Origin of the sequence: Polynucleobacter sp. KF022 (genome assembly GCF_027924105.1) — a bacterium.
Lineage (GTDB): Bacteria > Pseudomonadota > Gammaproteobacteria > Burkholderiales > Burkholderiaceae > Polynucleobacter.
In genome coordinates this window covers 598,246-616,979 of the sequence record NZ_AP026972.1, presented here as the reverse complement: position 1 = coordinate 616,979, position 18,734 = coordinate 598,246, and the positions used below count along the sequence as shown (strand labels likewise).

Here is an 18,734-nt window from a genome sequence, read left to right as displayed (position 1 = left end):
TGATTAAGAAACAATCACGAACCAAGTTGTGTTGTGTGATTGAGCAACCATCAAAAACAACATCGGGATAGATAGGATTGTGTTTAAACGGGATGTCAGCATCGCAACACGAGCAGACTTTGCTTTTGCATCTGCCTCGGCAGCAACGATACCAAGGGCACGCTTCTGATTTGGCCAAATAATGAACCAAACGTTAAAGGCCATGATCAACGCGATCCACATACCCAAGCCAATTGCACGGAATGGAGCTTGCAATGTGAATGCTTGATGCAAGTAACCACTTAAACCTGCAACGATCAAACCAGTAACAACAGTTAACAAAGCTGCGTAACGGAACCAAAATAATGCAGTTGGGGCAATCACTTTACCAATCGCTGGTTTTTGCTCATCAGGAATCTTTGGCATAGAAGGGATTTGCACAAAGTTAAAGTACCAGAGCAAACCGATCCACATCACACCAAACATCACGTGTAACCAACGGAAAATAAATGGGAGCTCAGCAGAACTAAAGTTTCCGCCCAATGCAAAGATGATTAAAAAGAGAAGTACAAAGCCAGCTAAAACTGTGCGGCCTAGCGAGGTCAAGATAGAAGCCATAAGATTTTCCAGATTATTAAAAATAATTACTTAGCAAAATTCTGACTAGCAAAATCCCAATTCACCACATTCCAAAAGTTTTCCAGATACTTTGGTCGCGCATTGCGAGTATCGATATAGTAGGCATGCTCCCAAACGTCGCATGTCAAAAGAGCTTTAGCATCGGTAGTAAGAGGAGTTGCTGCATTGCTGGTAGAAACTAGATCAAGACTGCCATCTGCCTTCTTAACCAACCATGCCCAACCTGATCCGAAAGTTCCAACTGCGCATTTGGTGAATTCTTCTTTGAATTTATCAAATGATCCCCACTTAGCATTAATGGCATCGGCCAATGCACCAGTAGGAGCTCCACCGCCATTCGGCTTCATGCCAAACCAATAAAAAGTGTGATTCCAAACTTGGGCTGCATTATTAAAAATACCGCCGGAAGATTTTTTAACAATCTCTTCAAGGGAGGAATTCTCAAACTCAGTGCCCTTAATTAAATTATTCAAATTAGTGACGTATGTCTGGTGATGCTTGCCATAGTGATACTCCAAAGTTTCCTTAGAAATATAAGGGGTCAAAGCATCTAGCGCGTAAGGTAACTGAGGTAAGGTATGTTCCATTTGTATTCCTTTAAATTTCATTAAGCAAAAATATAGGTTATTTTGGGATAACTATAGACTATTCTGACTTTTTTGTTTGAGGGGCAAGTAAATGCTGTACCCCCATATCTCAAGACCCAACTATAAAAAGAAATGCCGGCAATAGGCTCGCCGGCATCCGATAAGAGCAAGGGTTCTGCAGCTTATTGAGCCGTCCAGCCACCATCCATATTCCAAGCCACTCCACGCACCTCAGAAGCATCTGGTCCGCATAGAAACACTGCCAGGGCTGCTAATTGCTCGGGACTCACAAACTCACCAGACGGCTGTTTTTCAGAGACCAAGGCAGTCTTCGCAGCCTCATTAGAAATGCCTTCACGCTCAGCGCGAGCATCGACCTGTTTTTGAACCAAAGGGGTTAAAACCCAGCCCGGGCAAATCGCATTACAAGTAATGCCAGTGCGCGCGTTCTCTAGAGCAGTCACTTTAGTGAGACCAACAATGCCATGTTTGGCAGCAACATAAGCTGCTTTCTGAGTAGAGGCCACTAAGCCATGAACAGAAGCAATATTAATAATGCGACCCCAATTACGCTTCTTCATACCAGGCAAAGCATGATGCGTTGTATGAAAAGCAGAGCTCAAATTGATGGCGATGATCGCATCCCATTTGTCTGTTGGAAACTCTTCAATATTTGCAGTGTATTGAATGCCAGCGTTATTAACCAAAATATCTAATGAGCCGAAGCGCTTTTCAGTTTGCTTGATGAGATCTTCAATTTCAGCAGGCTTGCTCATATCGGCACCGTGATATTCAACCTCCACTCCACAAGCTTTAATTTTGGCAATGGCTTCATCTTTTTCACCAAAACCGTTAACCATAATATTGGCGCCTTGCTTTGCTAACGCAATTGCCATACCTAAGCCAATACCACTAGTTGAGCCAGTGACTAGCGCAGTTTTACCTTTTAATGTGGACATTTCATTTACCGTATCAAGTTGACCAAAGGGCTTTTTTGCCCAAAACTTGATGTTACAGGATCCGGGACTTAGATCAGATGCAGCCAGCGGCCTAACTGGTGCCAAAAGCTATCTGGAACCAGGGTGAGGAGCCAGGTGAACATAATGAAGCGCAATAGCTTGCCTATGAACATATAAACAAGACATGGCTGCCAAGGAAGTTTTAACCAGCCGGCCGCTAAACATAGGGGGTCACCAAGACCCGGAAGCCAGGAAAGCAATAGTAATTTAGGGCCCCAATTTTCTAGCCACCGCTTCAGGCGACTGTTACTAGGTTCATCCATGGATTTAAAACTATTGCGGGCGATAACCCCAAGCCACCAATCCACCATTCCACCCATAGTATTGCCGACTGTGGCAACCATAATGGCAACCCAAAATAAGTGCGGATTCAGAGTGATGTACCCAAATAAAATAGGTTCAGATCCAGCTGGAATTAATGTGGCAGAAATAAATGCGCTAATAAATACTGCCGGCAATCCGACAGAGGGCATTCCAAACCACGAAAAAAAATGCTCAAACATATGCTCCATTAAGCAACCGTCGCTTGCATATGTTTGATTAGGCGAACAGATGGCACCGGATGGCATCCGTCTGTATTTATTTCTATCTTCTCTCCAGGTCTCATTTGGTCTATTTTGCCTTGTTTTGGCCAATATCCAAGAATTTCAAATCTTGCTTAAACTAATGCCTTAATTGGCAAATAAACCATAAAACCTATAAATCGAGACATTCATGAGTCACCCTATCCCTAAACCTGACCAATACCAAGAAATGCGCGAAGCCTTGCGTGACCTCTGCGGCTCCTTTGATTCCGCTTATTGGCAAAAGATTGATCATGAGAGAGATTATCCGGAAGCTTTTGTAGATGCCATGACTAAGGCCGGATGGTTGGCCGCATTAATTCCAGAAGAATACGGCGGCTCTGGCTTAGGCCTTGCTGAAGCCTCCGTCATCATGGAAGAAATTAATTTTTCTGGCGGCAATTCAGGTTCATGTCATGGACAGATGTACAACATGGGCACCCTGTTACGTCACGGCTCTGAAGCTCAGAAAAAAATGTACTTACCCAAAATTGCATCAGGTGAGCTGCGCCTTCAAAGTATGGCTGTTACAGAACCCACCACTGGAACCGATACGACCAAATTAAAAACCACTGCAGTTAAAAAGGGTGATAAGTATGTAGTGAATGGTCAAAAGGTGTGGATCTCTCGTATTCAACACTCAGATCTCATGATCTTACTTGCGCGCACTACGCCAATCAGTGAAGTGCAACGCAAATCCGAAGGTATGTCGATCTTTATCGTGAACCTTGCCGATGCAATCGGCGAAGGCATGGAAGTTCGACCGATTGCTAATATGGTCAACCATGAAACCAATGAAGTGTTCTTTGATAATCTAGAAATTCCAGCGGAAAACTTGATTGGCACAGAAGGCCAAGGTTTTAAATACATCCTTGATGGCCTAAATGCAGAACGCGTCTTAATCGCCGCAGAATGTATTGGCGATGCCTATTGGTTTATTGATCGTGCACGTCGCTATGCCAATGACCGTGTTGTATTTGATCGCCCAATTGGCAAAAACCAAGGCATCCAATTCCCGATTGCAGATAGCTATATTGAAACTGAAGCAGCTAATCTCATGCGCTTTAAAGCATGTGAATTATTTGATAACCACCAACCCTGTGGGCCAGAAGCCAATATGGCCAAATACCTGGCTGCTAAAGCATCCTGGGAAGCTGCCAATGTCTGCCTTCAGACGCATGGCGGTTTTGGCTTTGCTAATGAATACGATGTAGAACGCAAGTTTAGGGAGACTCGCCTGTATCAAGTGGCGCCAATTTCAACCAATTTGATTTACTCCTACATTGCCGAACATGTTCTTGGCTTACCAAGATCTTTCTAAAAAGCGATTCTTATGAACGTTCGTCCTTTAGATGGAATTACGGTTGTTGCACTCGAGCACGTTATTGCAGCGCCATTCTGCACTCGACAACTGGCTGATTTAGGCGCGCGCATTATTAAAATTGAGCGTCCTGGCGGTGGAGATTTTGCGAGAGGCTATGACACCCAAGTTGAGGGCCTCTCCTCTCACTTTGTTTGGGTCAATCGGTCTAAGGAGAGTTTGACCCTTGACCTCAAACAAGACTCTGCAATTGCAATACTGAAAAATTTATTAAAAACAGCTGATGTCTTTATTCAGAATCTTGCGCCAGGTGCGGCCTCTCGTATGGGCCTGAGCCCAGAGGTTTTGCAAAAAGAAAATCCTGGCTTAATTACCTGCGCCATCTCAGGCTACGGGAACGATGGGCCTTATCGAGACAAAAAGGCTTACGACCTCCTAATCCAAAGCGAAGCAGGCTTTCTTTCAATTACCGGAACGCCGGAAACGCCTAGCAAAGCTGGTAACTCGATTGCTGATATTGCCGCAGGGATGTATGCCTATACGAATATCTTGGCAGCATTACTGCAAAGAGGGAAAACTGGGAAAGGCACGGTAATTGATATCTCCATGCTGGAGGCATTAAGCGAGTGGATGAGCTTCCCAATGTATTACGCCTACAAAGGTGCAGAACCACCACCTAGAAATGGCGCATCACACGCAACTATTTATCCATACGGGCCATTTAAAGCGGGTGACGGCAAAACGGTTATGTTGGGTCTTCAAAACGAGCGTGAATGGGTACAGTTTTGCGAAACGGTATTAGAAAATCCAGCACTTGCATTGGATGAGCGATTTGATCGCAACTTTAAGCGCAATGAAAAACGTGCTGAGCTCTTAGAAATTATTGATGCTTGCTTTAGTAAGCTCACTTCAGAACAGCTGATTGCCAGATTAGAGAAGGCGCAAATTGCAAATGCGCATCTCAATGATATGGCAGGCCTTTGGAAGCATCAGCAACTCAAAGCACGCAATCGCTGGACTGAGGTTGGCACCCCAAACGGCGCTATTGCTGCCCTTCTGCCTCCAGGCCTCAATGACAGCTATGAATACCGCATGGATCCCATTCCTGCGGTAGGAGAGCACACCGACTCCATCCTCAAAGAGCTCGGGCTTTCCGAGTCTGAGATAGCGTCTATGCGAGCTAATGGCGCGATTTAAAGCAGTGGCGAAGTAAGGTGCGCCGCATTCTCTAGATAACGACGCCAAGTTGGTCGTTTTGCCCAAGCTTTTGGATCCACATAATCAGCTTGTGCCAAATAAGACTCAATTAATTTTTCTAACTTAGCGCAAAAATCAACGTTGTAAACAATCAGACTGATTTCAAAATTCAGACGTAGGCTTCGTTGATCAAAATTAACAGAGCCAAAGACGGCAATGCGCTTATCAATTAATAAGCTCTTAGTGTGCAGTAAGCCGCCATGGAACTCCGCAATAATTACTCCAGAGTTCATCAAATCCTCATAGAAGCTTTTACTACTCCAAGCAACTAGCGTGGAATCATTCAACTTAGGAACAATCAAGGTGACCTTAACGCCTCTGGCTGCCGCAGCCATCAGCGCTTGAATTAAACCATCATCTGGACCAAAATAAGGTGTAGTAATGGTCAACTCTTCACGGGCATCCATAATGGCCGAGAGTAGAACTTGATACAAGATATCGTCACGATAAACCGGCCCTGAAGAGAACTCCTGAGCCAAAGCGCCACCAGCATGAGGAGAGGAAGGTGGCTCACGATCCCTAAAGTTGGTGATATTCGGGTTGTCAACACTCCAATCGAATGCAAAGGTCAATTCAAACTGTGATGCAACTGGGCCTTCAATGCGAACCATGGCATCAACCCATTCACCTACACCTGAGTCTTGCTTAAACGTCCGCGGGTCAACTAGATTCATACTGCCTGTCCACACTACAGCACCATCAATAACGAATATCTTGCGGTGTAGACGTAAATCGGCGCGACGGAACTGAAAGCGGCCAATCTGAATTGGTAACGCCTCCGTTACCTCAATCCCCGCTTTACGAAAACGTGCCGGCCATGGAGACTTAAACCAATCTTTACTACCCAGAGAATCTAGTAGTACACGACAGGCTACGCCGCGCTGAGATGCTGCAATTAAAGCCTCACAAACTCTATCGGCATCCCCGCCGAGAGCCCAAATATAAAACTCCAGATGCAAGCTCTTCTTAGCGTTATTAATCTCATCAATAAAATTATGCAAGATTTTGAGTGAGTTTGTATGCAGTTCAATTTTGTTGCCAGCTACTACTGGTGAACCATTTTTAGACTCAGCCAAAAGACTGAGGGCCCTACCCTCAACTGGCAACTGCTGTCTATCAGCCGCAAACTCCTGACGCATCGTCTCAGTGAGTTTTTCATACTCATGGTTCATGCGCACAATCTTGCGCGTCAGCTTTCGACCTACAGGTCTCTCGCCTATCAGAACATACAATGAAATTCCCAAAAGGGGTATCAATATGACGATCAGAAACCATGCAAATGCTACGCCAACCGGCCTTCTAACCGAAATTAAATGAAGGCCAAATAGAAGCACAATAATGACATGCACTATCGGAACCCATATGAGAGAGAACCCGAAAAGGGATCCAAAAATAAACGCCATAATATTCATACAAGTTCCAATTCAGCAGTAATACCTAGATGATCAGACAAATTAAGCCACTCATGCAAAATTTCCGCAGAATGAATTTTGAGTCCGCGTACATAAATCCTATCCATTGGAAGTAACGGCCTCACACTCGGAAATGTTTTGGCTGGTGATCCAGTGAGTGTCTCAAAGACCTCATTAAATCCAGCAGCCTTCATTGGCGCACTTACACGATTACGCCAATCATTAAAGTCTCCTGCAACAATCGTAGGCCCATCTTGCGTCAAATCTCGAATGCGCCTAATGATAGCCTCGAGCTGCCGCTCTCTGCCACGTTCAAAGAGCGCCAGATGCACGCAAAAACAATGAATGGGCGTATCAATGCCATCCAGACTGGTAATACTATGAAGTAGTCCCCGACTCTCAAAGCGATAGGCTGAGATATCGTAGTTATTTCCTTTTTGCTGAGGATGCCTTGAGAGAATGGCATTGCCATGATGCCCATTGCGATACTCCACATTTTTTCCATAATGCCAGTGCTGCCAAAAATCCTCGGAGAGGAAGTGAGTTAACTCTGTCAGCGGCCATTGCCCAAAACGTCTTAATCTTCCTCGATGCTCTTGTTGCAATTCTTGTAAAAAAAGGAGGTCTGGATATTGAGTGCGCATTTTTTGGCGCAACTGATAAATCGTGGCATGTCGATGCAAGGGTGATACACCCTTGTGAACATTCATACTCAAAACAGTAAAACGGGAAGAATTACTTTGGCTCATTAAAACTGTCCCGCGGCACGTTGACGCCGTACGCGCGCTAAATAGATTTCGCCCTCAATTAAATCCTGGCACTGCATACATTTATTGCAAATAGAGGCCTGCTCGCGCAACTCATCAATAGAGTCGATTGGATGGGTATCCAAATACTCGCGCAAATCCACGTCGAGGACCTCGTTGCAGAGGCAAACCACTTCAGCCATAAGTCGAAAATAGGGAAATCAATCTCATTACAGCCATTTTGCCATTGCCTTGATAGAATCAAGCGCATGTTGAAAGCTTTCCAAGACGCCCTTTCTTTACTCGCCCAGCTAGACGGTGGTGTTTTGGGCATTGTTATGGTTTCCCTGCAGGTCAGCCTCAGCGCCCTATTGATTGGCACACTGTTAGGCCTACCTATTGGCGCCCTTCTGGCGACTGAACAATTTACCGGCAAAAAGACGATTATTGTGACTCTGAACACCCTTATGGGAGTGCCGACAGTGATCGTTGGGGTCTTGGTATACCTCATGCTATCGCGCACAGGACCCTTAGGGGCATGGGGCTGGTTATTTACCATCAAAGGTATGGTTGTAGCCCAAACACTACTTACTACCCCCTTAATCGCCGCTCTGAGCCGACAAATCCTGGAGGATTCCTGGAGAGTTCATAGGGACTCTTTTCTAAGCCTGAAATTACCTCCACTATCACGCTTTAAGTGGCTTTTGTGGGATTGTCGCTTTTCCCTGACGATTGCTGTCCTTGCGGGCCTAGCTAGAGCCATTTCTGAGGTTGGCGCCGTCATGATTGTGGGCGGCAATATTGATCGCTCCACTAGAACTATGACTACTGCTATTGCTCTTGAAACAAGCAAGGGCGATCTTCCATTAGCCCTCGCACTGGGCATAGTCCTGCTGTTGATTGTCCTGCTAGCTAATTTATTTACCTTTGCAGTACGCCAAATTGCGGAGCATCGCTATGGTTAATACTATCGAAAATTTTGAGAGGTTCATTGAACTCAAAGACATCATTGTCAAGAGTAATGGCAGAACCATTCTTAATATTCCACATGCCATTATTCCCGCAGACAGAATTACCGCCTGCATTGGACCGAATGGTGCTGGGAAAACTACTTTTCTCAAGGTGCTTGATGGCCTTATCAAACCGGATAGCGGCTCCGTCACCTACTCCTTCAAAACTAAGACTTCATTAGTTCTGCATCACACCCCGATGATTAAAGCTTCTGCAGCCGCTAACATTGGGATCGTTCAAGATGTCGATTCAAGCATCACCATAATGGATATCCAACAGGTCATGGAGGAAGTTGGTCTAAGCAACTTAGCCAATAGTCCAGCACATAAATTATCTGCTGGCGAAAGACAAAAACTTTGCCTTGCAAGGGCCATTCTTCTGCAGCCCAATTTAGTTTTATTAGATGAGCCTACTGCCAATCTTGATCCCAACACCACTGAACAGGTTGAAGGCCTCATTCGAAAATTTGATCAGCATGGCGTGGATGTGATTTTTTCATCTCATCAACTAGCGCAAGTGCAAAGACTCGCTCAACATATCATCTTCATTGACCAAGGTGAGATAAAAGAAAAGGGACCCGTAGGCCCCTTCTTTGAAAATCCCCAGACAAAAGCAGCTAAACGCTACTTACATCAAGAGTTGTTATCCGATTAATTACTTCGCAGCAGGTGCTGCTGGTGCAGCTGCAGCTACCGGCGGAGTAAATGGTGGAGGTGCAGTACAAGCTCCTGGAGCCGGTGTACCTGGCGCTCTAAACTGATCCGCCACCTTGTTTTGTGACAGACATAATTTGTAGGCACCCACTCTATCTCCGTAAGCAGCCTTAGCTTTAGTTAAAGCTGCTGCTTCCGCTTGCTCAGGGGTTAATGGAGGTAGTGCAGCAAACGCTACAGTACCGGCAAAAGCGCAGAATGTGAAAGCAATGATTTTTTTCATGGCTTAACCCTTTTTATTAAGATCGTCGTACCAAAGCTCATGGTGCTCTTTAGCCCAAGTCGCATCAACGTAACCAGTCTTCATACCGTCGATTGAACCTTGCATACCGATGGTACCGATATAGATATGCCCCATCGCTAGCGCGCTCATTAAGATCGCAGCACTACTGTGAATGATGTTAGCAATCTGCATCGTGCCACGTGTGTATTCAATAGTCATGAACGGCACGATCATATCGAGCACAAACCCAGAGGCTGAAATGAGGAGACCTAAAAAGGTCATACCAAACCAGAACCAGAATTTCTCACCGAAGTTAAAGAAACCAGCCGGGATGTGTTTGCCATTCAAAATTCCACCGAAGTTCATGATCCAATTCATATCGCCCTTGCCTGGGATATTCTTACTTACGAAGAGCAAGAAGAAGATCACGATACAGATCGTAAACAATGGACCAGTGAAGTTATGAATATTCTTGCAAACATCTAAGAATGATCCGTAAGCCACTCCACCCATCAAAGGCATCGCAAAATATTTGCCGTACAGAATCAATAGGCCAGTAAACGCTAAAGCCAAGAAACTAAAAGCCATCAACCAGTGAACCAGGCGATCAAAAGCGCTGAAGCGTTTGATTTTTACGCCTGACATTGGCTCATGCAGTTTGATTGAGCCTTTGATTGTGTACATTGCAACAACACCAAAGAATGCAAGTGCAAGCAACCAGCCGCCATATACAGTGATAACGCCGTTACGAATCACGCGCCACTGTTGACCAGAACGCTGAATCAACACACTAGCTTCTTTGTCTGGAATGCTGACATAGTTGTAAGGGTCGCTATTAGCTGAAGTAAATATGGATGGATTTGCTGGCTGAGCCTGTGCTTGCGTGCCGTTAGCTAAAGCATTTGGATTGGCCGGCACAGACAATGGCGGGATATCCACTCCGCTAGGAGAAGGCAATGGCGCCATCGGTGCGCGCTCAGCTAGACTTATTCCGCTTGCCAAAGTCAGCGACAAACCTGCGGTCACCACTAAAGCACGTAGAACTTTTGAAAATGATCGTTTCATACAGATGTCCTTAAACGTTTTCGTTTTATTTATAGTTATTTAGTGGATCACTTCATGCGGCTGTATTCGTTTTGACCCTGGGTGCGCTTATCAACAGACTCAGTCCAACTAGCCTGATTACCTGGCGTCCAATTCTTAGTCATAAAGCCATTATTAGCGCCCATGTAAGGGGCAACATCTGGACGTTTAGCAGCCTTAGCAGCAATTTCTGGAGGCTCAGAGCAAGCAGCCAACAACGTGGCTGCTGCAAAACATAAACCGAGAGTTTTGAAATTAACTTTCATTATTTAGCTCCTGGAATTTTTGCAGCAGGTGTTGGTGTTGGCGCTGGTGTATCTGGGCCGCCGTAGGCAGTAGTCCAGCCAAATGCTTTAGACCCTGGATACTTACCATTTTTCTCACGAATAGCAACGCGATTGTTGTAGATGCTAGAAATAATGTCGCTATCGCCACCAATCAATGCCTTGGTAGAGCACATCTCAGCGCATAGTGGCAACTTACCTTCCGCCAAACGATTACGTCCATACTTCTCGAACTCAGCAACGCTACCGTTCTCTTCTGGACCACCACTACAGAATGTGCACTTATCCATTTTGCTGCGAGTACCGAAGGCACCCTTGCTTAAGAATTGTGGTGCGCCAAATGGGCAAGCAAAGGAACAGTAGCCGCAACCGATGCAGATATCTTTATCGTGCAACACAACACCCTCGTCAGTGCGGTAGAAGCAGTCCACTGGACATACCGCCATGCAAGGAGCATCACTACAGTGCATACATGCAACTGAGACTGATTTTTCTTGACCAATGATGCCGTCGTTCACTGTTACTACCCGACGACGGTTAACGCCCCAAGGAACTTCGTTATCGTTTTTACAGGCCGTGACACAACCGTTGCATTCGATGCATCGCTCTGTGTCGCAGATAAATTTCATTCTTGCCATTGTGTTCTCCTGACTTTATTTTTAACTTAGGCAAATTTTTCGATTTGGCACATAGTGGTTTTGGTCTCTTGCATCATCGTCACCTGGTCGTAACCATAGGTTGTTGCAGTATTGACCGCCTCACCAAGAACCACTGGAGCTGCGCCTTCTGGGTAGTACTTGCGCAAGTCATTGCCCTGCCACCAACCAGCAAAGTGGAATGGCACAAACGCAGTTCCTTGATCTACACGCTCAGTCACCAATGCACGAACCTTAATCTTGGCACCTGTTGGAGACTTAACCCAAACGTAATCCCAGTTCTTAATACCGCGATCTGCTGCAGCCTTTGGATTGATCTCCACAAAGTTTTCTTGTTGAAGTTCAGCCAACCATGGATTTGAACGAGTCTCATCACCACCGCCCTCGTACTCAACCAAACGACCAGAAGTCAGAATGATTGGGAACTTCTCATATAGCTTCTGATTCAAGTTTTGGTCTTGAACAGTCTTATAGAGAGTTGGCAAGCGCCAGAAATTCTTCTTATCCGCAGAAGTTGGATACTTACGCATCATCTTCTCGTTAGTACTGTAGAGCGCTTCACGGTGAATTGGAACTGCATCTGGGAAGTTCCAAACTACTGCGCGTGCTTTTGCGTTACCAAATGGATGGCAACCGTTTTTCATTACCACGCGCTGGATGCCGCCAGACAAGTCAGTCTTCCAGTTCTTACCTTCAGCAAGCTTTTTCTCATCTTCAGTTAACTGATCCCACCAACCAAGCTTCTTCACAAATACGTGGTCGAACTCTGGGTAACCAGTAGTGATTGCAGAACCCTTAGAGCAAGAACCGTCTCCAGCCAATAAGCTCACGCCTTCACGCTCAACACCAAAGTTGGCGCGGAAGTTACCGCCGCCTTCCATCACACTCTTACTGGTGTCATAGAGATTAGGTGAACCTGGGTGTTTGATTGCGGCAGTGCCGTAGCAAGGCCAAGGCAATCCGTAGTAATCGCCAGTAGTGTCGTAACCAGTAACCGGGTCTACACCACCACGAGACTTCAGAGTCTTCGGATCAAACGTTGCAACCATTCTCATGTGCGCTTTGAGACGCTCAGGAGTTTGGCCTGTGTAACCAATCGTCCAAACGGAGCGATTGATCTCACGCAAGATGTCTTCGATTTGCGGCTCTTTCCATTGCTTACCAGCAAATTTGGAGTTGAGCATTTTGTAGTTCTTGGACAACTCTTGACCAAAGCCAAGGCGATCAGCAAATGCTTGCATGATCACGTGGTCAGGAACTGACTCAAACAATGGGTCGATAACCTTCTCGCGCCACTGTAAAGAACGATTAGAAGCCGTCGCACTTCCACAAGTCTCAAACTGAGTTGTAGCTGGCAATAAATACACATTACGGTTTTTATTAACAGCATCACCTTCAGCAGCCGGCATTGCTGCCATTGCTGCAGTAGCACTTGGGTAAGGATCAACTACAACCAATAAATCTAACTTATTCATCGCACGCTTCATATCTAAGCCGCGTGTTTGTGAGTTAGGCGCGTGACCCCAGAAGAACAACCCTTTAACGTTAGTCTGCTGATCGATCATGTCGTTGTTTTCAAGAACGGCATCAACCCAACGAGAAACGGTAGTACCGGATTTCTCCATCATGTCAGGTGCGTAGCGACCCTTGATCCACTCGTAATCAACACCCCAAACTGTTGCGTAGTGTTTCCATGAACCAGCAGCCAAGCCATAGTAGCCAGGCAATGAATCTGGGTTAGGACCTACGTCAGTTGCACCCTGAACGTTATCGTGACCGCGGAAAATATTTGTACCACCGCCTGATTTACCAACGTTACCTAATGCCAATTGCAAGATGCATGATGCACGAACCATGGAGTTACCAATAGTGTGCTGAGTTTGACCCATACACCAAACAACAGTGCTTGGACGATTCTTAGCCATGGTCTCTGCAGCTTTGTACATCTGAGCTTCTGGTACGCCACAAGCCTCTTCAACTGCAGCAGGAGTCCACTTCTCCATAACCTCTTTACGAATCTCATCCATGCCGTAAACGCGGTCATTGATGTACTTCTTATCTTCCCAGCCATTTTTGAAGATGTGATACAGGAGACCAAACAAGAATGGAATGTCAGTACCTGAGCGAATACGGATGTATTGATCGGACTTCGCTGCTGTACGTGTGTAACGTGGATCAACAACGATCACTTTGCAACCATTCTCCTTAGCGTGCAATAAGCTCAACATAGAAACAGGATGAGCTTCGGCTGCATTTGAACCAATGTACAAAGCAGCTTTGGCATTCATCATGTCGTTGTAGCTATTGGTCATCGCGCCATAGCCCCAAGTGTTTGCGACACCGGCAACTGTTGTGGAGTGACAGATACGAGCCTGATGGTCTGTATTGTTTGTGCCAAAGAAAGAGACCCACTTACGGAGTAAGTAGGCCTGTTCGTTGTTGTGCTTTGATGAACCGATGAAGAACATTGCGTCCGGAGAATATTTCTCGCGGATGCTCTTCATCTGCGCAGTAATTTCTGTAAGCGCTTGATCCCAAGAGATACGTTGATACTTTCCGTCAACCAACTTCATTGGATAACGCAAACGATAGTCACCGTGACCGTGCTCACGCAATGAAGCGCCTTTTGCACAATACGCACCCATATTAATTGGTGAATCAAATACTGAGTCCTGACGAACCCACACACCATTCTCAACAGTAGCGTCTGTAGCGCAACCTACTGAACAGTGAGTACAGATGGTGCGCTTAACTTCAATCTTGCCCTTGCCATCCAGCATTGCTTTGCTAGGTTCAGCAACTGCTTTTTGTACCATGGTCAATTGGCTAGCAGCGATACCAGCTCCAACTCCAACGCCTGAACGCTTTAAGAAAGTTCGACGGTCCATTGTTGGAACTGCTGCCTTCAAACCACGAGATAGGCTACCTATCAAATGAGATGAAGAGCGGCTGCTTTGTGGGGTATTTGATTTACGAGTCAGACTCATATGGTGTCCCTGAGAAAGTTTTTTTATTTATTGAATAACCAACTAGATCTAATACTTAAAGCTTTGTAGTTTCGTAATACTTGCGCATGTGTGCAGTGATTTGCTGTCCATCATGATTAGGCTTTACTGTGCTGCCAATTTCTTGCATCACCGCTTTACCAACTGAAGTTTGAGAAGCCACTGCAACAGCGCCAACAGTGGCACCTGCGCCAATAAAAAACTTACGGCGTGATGGTTTGTTTTCTTCGCTTAAAGCAACATTTGATTTAGTGCTCATGGCTTGCTCCTAATTGGTTTTTATTGATTTCAATCAAGTGTAATTGGTAATTGCATTTTTCGCATATTGTCATATCGAATTACATATAAGGCTTACCCTCTGTTGCGCTGCAACATTAAATCATGTCAAAGCCTTGTCCCTCAATAGCAAGGAATTCTCTGGTTAGAGCGGCAACCGGGTGATACAAATGCATCTCTGGAATACCTTCTATTGCATCGCACAATTCGTCATACCAAGGGCGAATATGCTCATTGAAAAAAACCCTTTGGTTTGTAAGGTTGGAGATTTCAACATCATCCCCAGCTATAAGGTATCGCATCACTTCGCAAAGCGCTGAAATGTGGTCTTCTGTTTCAGTGATCTCTTCCGCAGCCTCAAGCCCAAACTCCTGCAGAGCTCTGCGGATATTAACCAAAGGCTTCTCATTTAAGTGGCCAGCCATATAAAAAGAGCCGTTCAACACCACATTAGGCTTGCCAACGCTAATGAAATTCAAGTCAAACTCATCGTGCCAGGCCTTGGCAGGATTATTTTTAGCAACCTCAACGACATCCATCCAGACTTTTGCCAAAGGCGCCTCATCAGAAGCGTCATGCTGCTCTGCTGTGGCTGCAATTTGATCTAGCAACTCTTGATCTGGCGGCAACTGAAACAAGCGAGCAATCAGGCCATATAAATCCGCTCTTGCCAAATCCTCAGGCAAGCCAACATCTCCTACTTCAGCCTTCACATTTTCTTTTACAACTTCTTTAGCTGTTTCACTCATGTTCTTTTTTCACCATATCTACTACTCGACAATCACTACACATCTTCAATCGATCCATTGCTGCTCCAGCAAAAGCGCCATGCGCGCCCAACTTGGTGAGCATCAAGTCAACCATCTTAAGTGTTCCGAAAACTTTGCCACAGCTAATACAATGAAAAGGCTGGGTTTCATTGAGCGTTACTCTTTGTTTACGTTGCTCTACAGTCTGCAAACGAGGAGCAAGAGTTAATGCATGCTCTGGACAGGTTTGCGCACAAATTCCGCATTGAACGCACTGCTTCTCAATAAAGGAAAGTATGGGCTCATCAGGATTATCTAAAAGCGCACCTTCAGGGCAGCTGCTTACACAAGACATGCACAAGGTGCAAGCATCCTTGTTAATTGTTAGTCCACCTAATAATGAGGACTTAGGAAGCGCCACGCCTGCTTCAGGTAAAGGTGTCTTAGCTTGCTTTTGCAGATGCTCTAAAACCGCCTCAAGTGTTTCTCGCTTCTGATTCGACAAGCCCATGGTGGCGGGAGTACAAATTGGATTTAGAGAGCCGCGTTGACGCAATGCTCCCATTGCTTTCGATACGGTCGATAAATCATCAGTAGAACTTGCCAATACCAACTGAATGCGCCCATCAAATCCATACGCCTTCAGAATGCTATTCGCTAATTCTGCTTGCTCTTCGAGAGCAGCGCGGTATGCAGGATCTTCATCTCCACTTAGCAACAAGATGATTTCAGCAAATCCATAGGACAACGCGCCTAGCCACAAGTCCAAACCAGTCGAAGCGATGTGCTCAATACCATAAGGAATTACAAACGCTGGAAGGCCTTCAAACTGCTTTGGCATGATGTGCGAGGATCTGCCCAAACCATCAATCATTTGCGTGCCAGTTTTTAAGGTGTGTAGCAGCAAACTAGGTGCCGTAGCTTGGTTGATCTTTTTGGCTTCAGCTGTAAATACATTCGCTATTGTTTTTAACTCTTTCCCCTGATGAGAAACACTAGGGTAGTTGTAACTCATTGCGCCCGATGGGCAAGAAGTGGCACAGGCTCCGCAGCCCATACACAGATTTGGATTAACCTCGACCGAGCCCTGGCCATTTTTGAAGATGGAACCAATAGCGCCGGTTGAGCAAACATCAATACAAGCACTACAACCTACTTTGCCATTGCGACCGTGCGCGCAAATCTTTTCGTTGTAAGTAAAGTATTTTGGCTTCTCAAACTCGCCCACCATCTCGGTTAATTGATTCACTGCGAGCGCTTGATCGAGAGGATCATTGCCAGGGGCAAAGTAGCCTTGCGGGGTTTGACTCATGCGCATTTTTGGATCAGTACGTAAATCCAAAATCAAATCAAATTCAGAATTACGCTTTCGCTCTTTTCGATCAAATGAGATAGCGCCAATACCAGCGCAGGCAGTAACGCAAGCACGGTGAGACTTACATTTATTCAAATCAATCTGAAAGGAGAGATCAATAGCACCTTCAGGGCAAACTTCGACACAAGCACCGCAGCGAGTACACATCTCGGGATCAATTGGATTTTGCAAATCCCAGTCCACTGAAAAGTTGCCGAGGTATCCGTCTAACTTCGTAACAGCACCGGTGTAGATTGGATAACTTCTGTTGAGCGGCAAATCACCAGGCTCAGTACACAGAACGGAAACATCTAAAGCGGAGCTTAATTTTTCTGCCCATGGAATTGCTTGAGATCCTGCGCCAACAATCAACAACCTGCCCTGGCTCTCATAATTCACCACCGGAACTGGATCAGCTTCAGGCATATCAGCTAAAGCCAGTAGTGCAGCAATCTTGGGTCCCGATGCTTTTGCTTCTTGCGTCCACCCGGCAACTTCACGGATATTTACAAAACGCAGTGGGGCAACTAGAGGCTTCTCAGCTTGATCAGCCAACTCACCAAAAAGTGCAGCCTCTTGTGTGCATGCCACCACTACAGAATCTGAGCCCTCTAGAGCTTTCAAAAATGATCCGACCTCTTGTCTACATAAAGCAGTGTGCATCGGCACACCAAGTGCTTTTGCATCCAAGGGCATGGTGCTATTACAGTTACAGACTAATTTTTGACTCATGCGCTATCTTCTTAAGTTTTTTTCTGTTCAGGCTCAGTCGAGGCATCTTTAGGGACCTCGTCCAACTGGGTGGAGAGATTTGGTTGTTTGGATGTTAAATCACTTTGCTTTTGTGCATCCAAGGCGCTAGCCTCCAACTCAGGATTAGAGGCTTGAATCTCGGATTGTCGAGAATCTGCGGTTACCTCTTTAGCAGGATCTTCGGGAGACTTGCTGAAAAGATTCAACATATCGCTCTGCACCATTCTTTCAAGCATTCCTGGCGGTAGTGGATCTGGTTTGCTGTAATCATCAATGTAGATGTCTAACCCATCCATGATGTTGAAATGGGGGTCTGTGAACATTTTCTTTAAGGCAGCCTGCTGAACAGAGGGGTCAACATCTGGCTTCATGAAGGCAGAAAAATCGGGATCAAGCCGATCGATCTTTGCAACATCATCCAATGTCGGCAACGGTGGTGCCTCATCTTCAATCTTCTCAGTTGACGGAACTGGAGATGACTCCTTAGGCGCTTCGACTTTCTTCTCTACAGGATCCGCCTCTAAACCCGCCTTGCGCTTAGACCAACGACCAAGAAACCCGTCAGCCATTATTCCTCCGTGGTGCGTTGTGCACCCTTAAATGATGCAGGCTTATGACGCTTTTTAGGCTCTGGATGATATTTTTCATCTACATACTCTTGTAACCAAGATGCATGCTGCTCACTCATGGGAACGGTATCAACTGATTCCCCGCCATCAAGTAAACGAGCCGCTTCGTTATAGCTAACGCAAATTCGATGTGGCACAGCGAATGATGATTCCGCCTTTGCTAACTCGAGAGATTGCTCGTCAACATATCGCTCAATATCTTCCTCAAGACGCCACATCACAAACCAGCTTGGGTTTGTGGCAGAAACGTTGAGATAGTAACCTTCAGCCTCATCAGGGAAAAGGTCAAGCTCGAAGCCCGTGAATAACCAAGACTCCCCCTCTGCATCACGTCCGAGGAACTGGCCTGAAATGGCATTACTTTGATTGCTATTAAATTGCCCCAAATCAGGTACCACCTCTTGAGGTACCCAACGGTAAGAAACCCATGGGTTATCCATATTTTGTTTACGCATCAATACAGCAAAGCGCATAA

General features: G+C 45.7%; 21 protein-coding genes. 4 read left to right on the top strand and 17 right to left on the bottom strand.

All coding sequences use genetic code 11. The annotated features are described in order from the left end of the window. Positions 1–3 precede the first annotated feature (3 nt). From PKF022_RS03235 to PKF022_RS03220, 4 genes are all read right to left on the bottom strand, one after another. Positions 4–597, bottom strand: a complete 594-nt coding sequence (locus PKF022_RS03235; protein ID WP_281777197.1) for a urate hydroxylase PuuD — start codon at positions 595–597, stop codon at positions 4–6. Positions 598–623: 26 nt separating this feature from the next. Next, positions 624–1,205, bottom strand: coding sequence for a superoxide dismutase [Fe] (gene sodB / locus PKF022_RS03230; protein WP_281777196.1), 582 nt, complete (start codon positions 1,203–1,205; stop codon positions 624–626). Between the two features lie 182 nt (positions 1,206–1,387). Next, a complete protein-coding gene (locus PKF022_RS03225) occupies positions 1,388–2,164 on the bottom strand; it encodes a 3-hydroxybutyrate dehydrogenase (protein ID WP_216231541.1) in 777 nt (258 codons plus the stop codon). 68 nt (positions 2,165–2,232) lie between these two features. Beyond that, positions 2,233–2,736: a VTT domain-containing protein gene (locus PKF022_RS03220; RefSeq protein WP_216231961.1), complete on the bottom strand. Its 504-nt coding sequence runs from the start codon at positions 2,734–2,736 to the stop codon at positions 2,233–2,235. Between the two features lie 202 nt (positions 2,737–2,938). Here PKF022_RS03220 and PKF022_RS03215 point away from each other — a divergent pair, with 202 nt between their 5' ends. Both PKF022_RS03215 and PKF022_RS03210 read left to right on the top strand, forming a co-directional pair. Then, positions 2,939–4,108: an acyl-CoA dehydrogenase family protein gene (locus tag PKF022_RS03215; RefSeq protein ID WP_281777195.1), complete on the top strand. Its 1,170-nt coding sequence runs from the start codon at positions 2,939–2,941 to the stop codon at positions 4,106–4,108. A gap of 12 nt (positions 4,109–4,120) precedes the next feature. Continuing rightward, entirely contained in the window at positions 4,121–5,305 is a 1,185-nt protein-coding gene (locus tag PKF022_RS03210; protein WP_281777194.1) for a CaiB/BaiF CoA-transferase family protein, read from the top strand. Here the strand turns inward: PKF022_RS03210 and cls are convergent. From cls to PKF022_RS03195, 3 genes are read right to left on the bottom strand one after another with little or no spacing between them, the layout of a single operon-like run. Further along, positions 5,302–6,777: a cardiolipin synthase gene (cls, locus tag PKF022_RS03205; RefSeq protein WP_281777193.1), complete on the bottom strand. Its 1,476-nt coding sequence runs from the start codon at positions 6,775–6,777 to the stop codon at positions 5,302–5,304. The genes PKF022_RS03210 and cls overlap by 4 nt on opposite strands. Further along, positions 6,774–7,526 (bottom strand): endonuclease/exonuclease/phosphatase family protein, encoded by a 753-nt coding sequence (locus tag PKF022_RS03200; RefSeq protein ID WP_281777192.1) that lies wholly within the window; start codon positions 7,524–7,526, stop codon positions 6,774–6,776. The genes cls and PKF022_RS03200 overlap by 4 nt, the downstream gene beginning before the upstream one ends. Beyond that, positions 7,526–7,726, bottom strand: a complete 201-nt coding sequence (locus PKF022_RS03195) for a hypothetical protein (RefSeq protein ID WP_216231536.1) — start codon at positions 7,724–7,726, stop codon at positions 7,526–7,528. Before PKF022_RS03195 ends, PKF022_RS03200 begins: the two co-directional genes overlap by 1 nt. Before the next feature lie 66 nt (positions 7,727–7,792). Here PKF022_RS03195 and PKF022_RS03190 point away from each other — a divergent pair, with 66 nt between their 5' ends. Together PKF022_RS03190 and PKF022_RS03185 are read left to right on the top strand one after the other, a co-directional pair. Next, positions 7,793–8,488 (top strand): ABC transporter permease, encoded by a 696-nt coding sequence (locus PKF022_RS03190; RefSeq protein WP_216231535.1) that lies wholly within the window; start codon positions 7,793–7,795, stop codon positions 8,486–8,488. After that, positions 8,481–9,188, top strand: coding sequence for an ATP-binding cassette domain-containing protein (locus tag PKF022_RS03185; protein ID WP_281777191.1), 708 nt, complete (start codon positions 8,481–8,483; stop codon positions 9,186–9,188). The genes PKF022_RS03190 and PKF022_RS03185 overlap by 8 nt, the downstream gene beginning before the upstream one ends. On the opposite strand, the gene PKF022_RS03180 is transcribed toward PKF022_RS03185, so the two are convergent. The 10 genes from PKF022_RS03180 to PKF022_RS03135 form a co-directional block, all read right to left on the bottom strand. Beyond that, complete coding sequence (locus PKF022_RS03180) at positions 9,189–9,470, bottom strand: hypothetical protein (RefSeq protein WP_216231533.1); 282 nt, start codon at positions 9,468–9,470, stop codon at positions 9,189–9,191. Positions 9,471–9,473: 3 nt separating this feature from the next. Beyond that, positions 9,474–10,535, bottom strand: a complete 1,062-nt coding sequence (locus tag PKF022_RS03175; RefSeq protein ID WP_216231532.1) for a formate dehydrogenase subunit gamma — start codon at positions 10,533–10,535, stop codon at positions 9,474–9,476. 47 nt (positions 10,536–10,582) lie between these two features. After that, the gene (locus PKF022_RS03170; RefSeq protein ID WP_216231531.1) at positions 10,583–10,819 is read right to left on the bottom strand and encodes a hypothetical protein; all 237 of its coding nucleotides are present in this window, start codon (positions 10,817–10,819) and stop codon (positions 10,583–10,585) included. Continuing rightward, on the bottom strand, positions 10,819–11,475 hold the full coding sequence (gene fdh3B / locus PKF022_RS03165; RefSeq protein WP_216231530.1) for a formate dehydrogenase FDH3 subunit beta: 657 nt from the start codon (positions 11,473–11,475) through the stop codon (positions 10,819–10,821). The genes PKF022_RS03170 and fdh3B overlap by 1 nt, the downstream gene beginning before the upstream one ends. Before the next feature lie 26 nt (positions 11,476–11,501). Beyond that, complete coding sequence (locus tag PKF022_RS03160; RefSeq protein WP_281777190.1) at positions 11,502–14,480, bottom strand: formate dehydrogenase subunit alpha; 2,979 nt, start codon at positions 14,478–14,480, stop codon at positions 11,502–11,504. Between the two features lie 55 nt (positions 14,481–14,535). Then, on the bottom strand, positions 14,536–14,757 hold the full coding sequence (locus PKF022_RS03155) for a hypothetical protein (RefSeq protein WP_216231528.1): 222 nt from the start codon (positions 14,755–14,757) through the stop codon (positions 14,536–14,538). A gap of 115 nt (positions 14,758–14,872) precedes the next feature. Beyond that, on the bottom strand, positions 14,873–15,523 hold the full coding sequence (locus PKF022_RS03150) for a molecular chaperone TorD family protein (protein WP_281777189.1): 651 nt from the start codon (positions 15,521–15,523) through the stop codon (positions 14,873–14,875). After that, positions 15,516–17,609, bottom strand: a complete 2,094-nt coding sequence (locus tag PKF022_RS03145; protein ID WP_281777188.1) for a 4Fe-4S binding protein — start codon at positions 17,607–17,609, stop codon at positions 15,516–15,518. The genes PKF022_RS03150 and PKF022_RS03145 overlap by 8 nt, the downstream gene beginning before the upstream one ends. Positions 17,610–17,620: 11 nt before the next feature. Then, positions 17,621–18,199 carry a DUF3306 domain-containing protein gene (locus PKF022_RS03140; RefSeq protein ID WP_281777187.1) on the bottom strand — a complete coding sequence of 193 codons (579 nt, stop codon included), beginning with the start codon at positions 18,197–18,199 and terminating at the stop codon, positions 17,621–17,623. After that, the gene (locus PKF022_RS03135) at positions 18,199–18,732 is read right to left on the bottom strand and encodes a DUF3305 domain-containing protein (RefSeq protein ID WP_281777186.1); all 534 of its coding nucleotides are present in this window, start codon (positions 18,730–18,732) and stop codon (positions 18,199–18,201) included. Before PKF022_RS03135 ends, PKF022_RS03140 begins: the two co-directional genes overlap by 1 nt. Between the last annotated feature and the right edge of the window lie 2 nt (positions 18,733–18,734).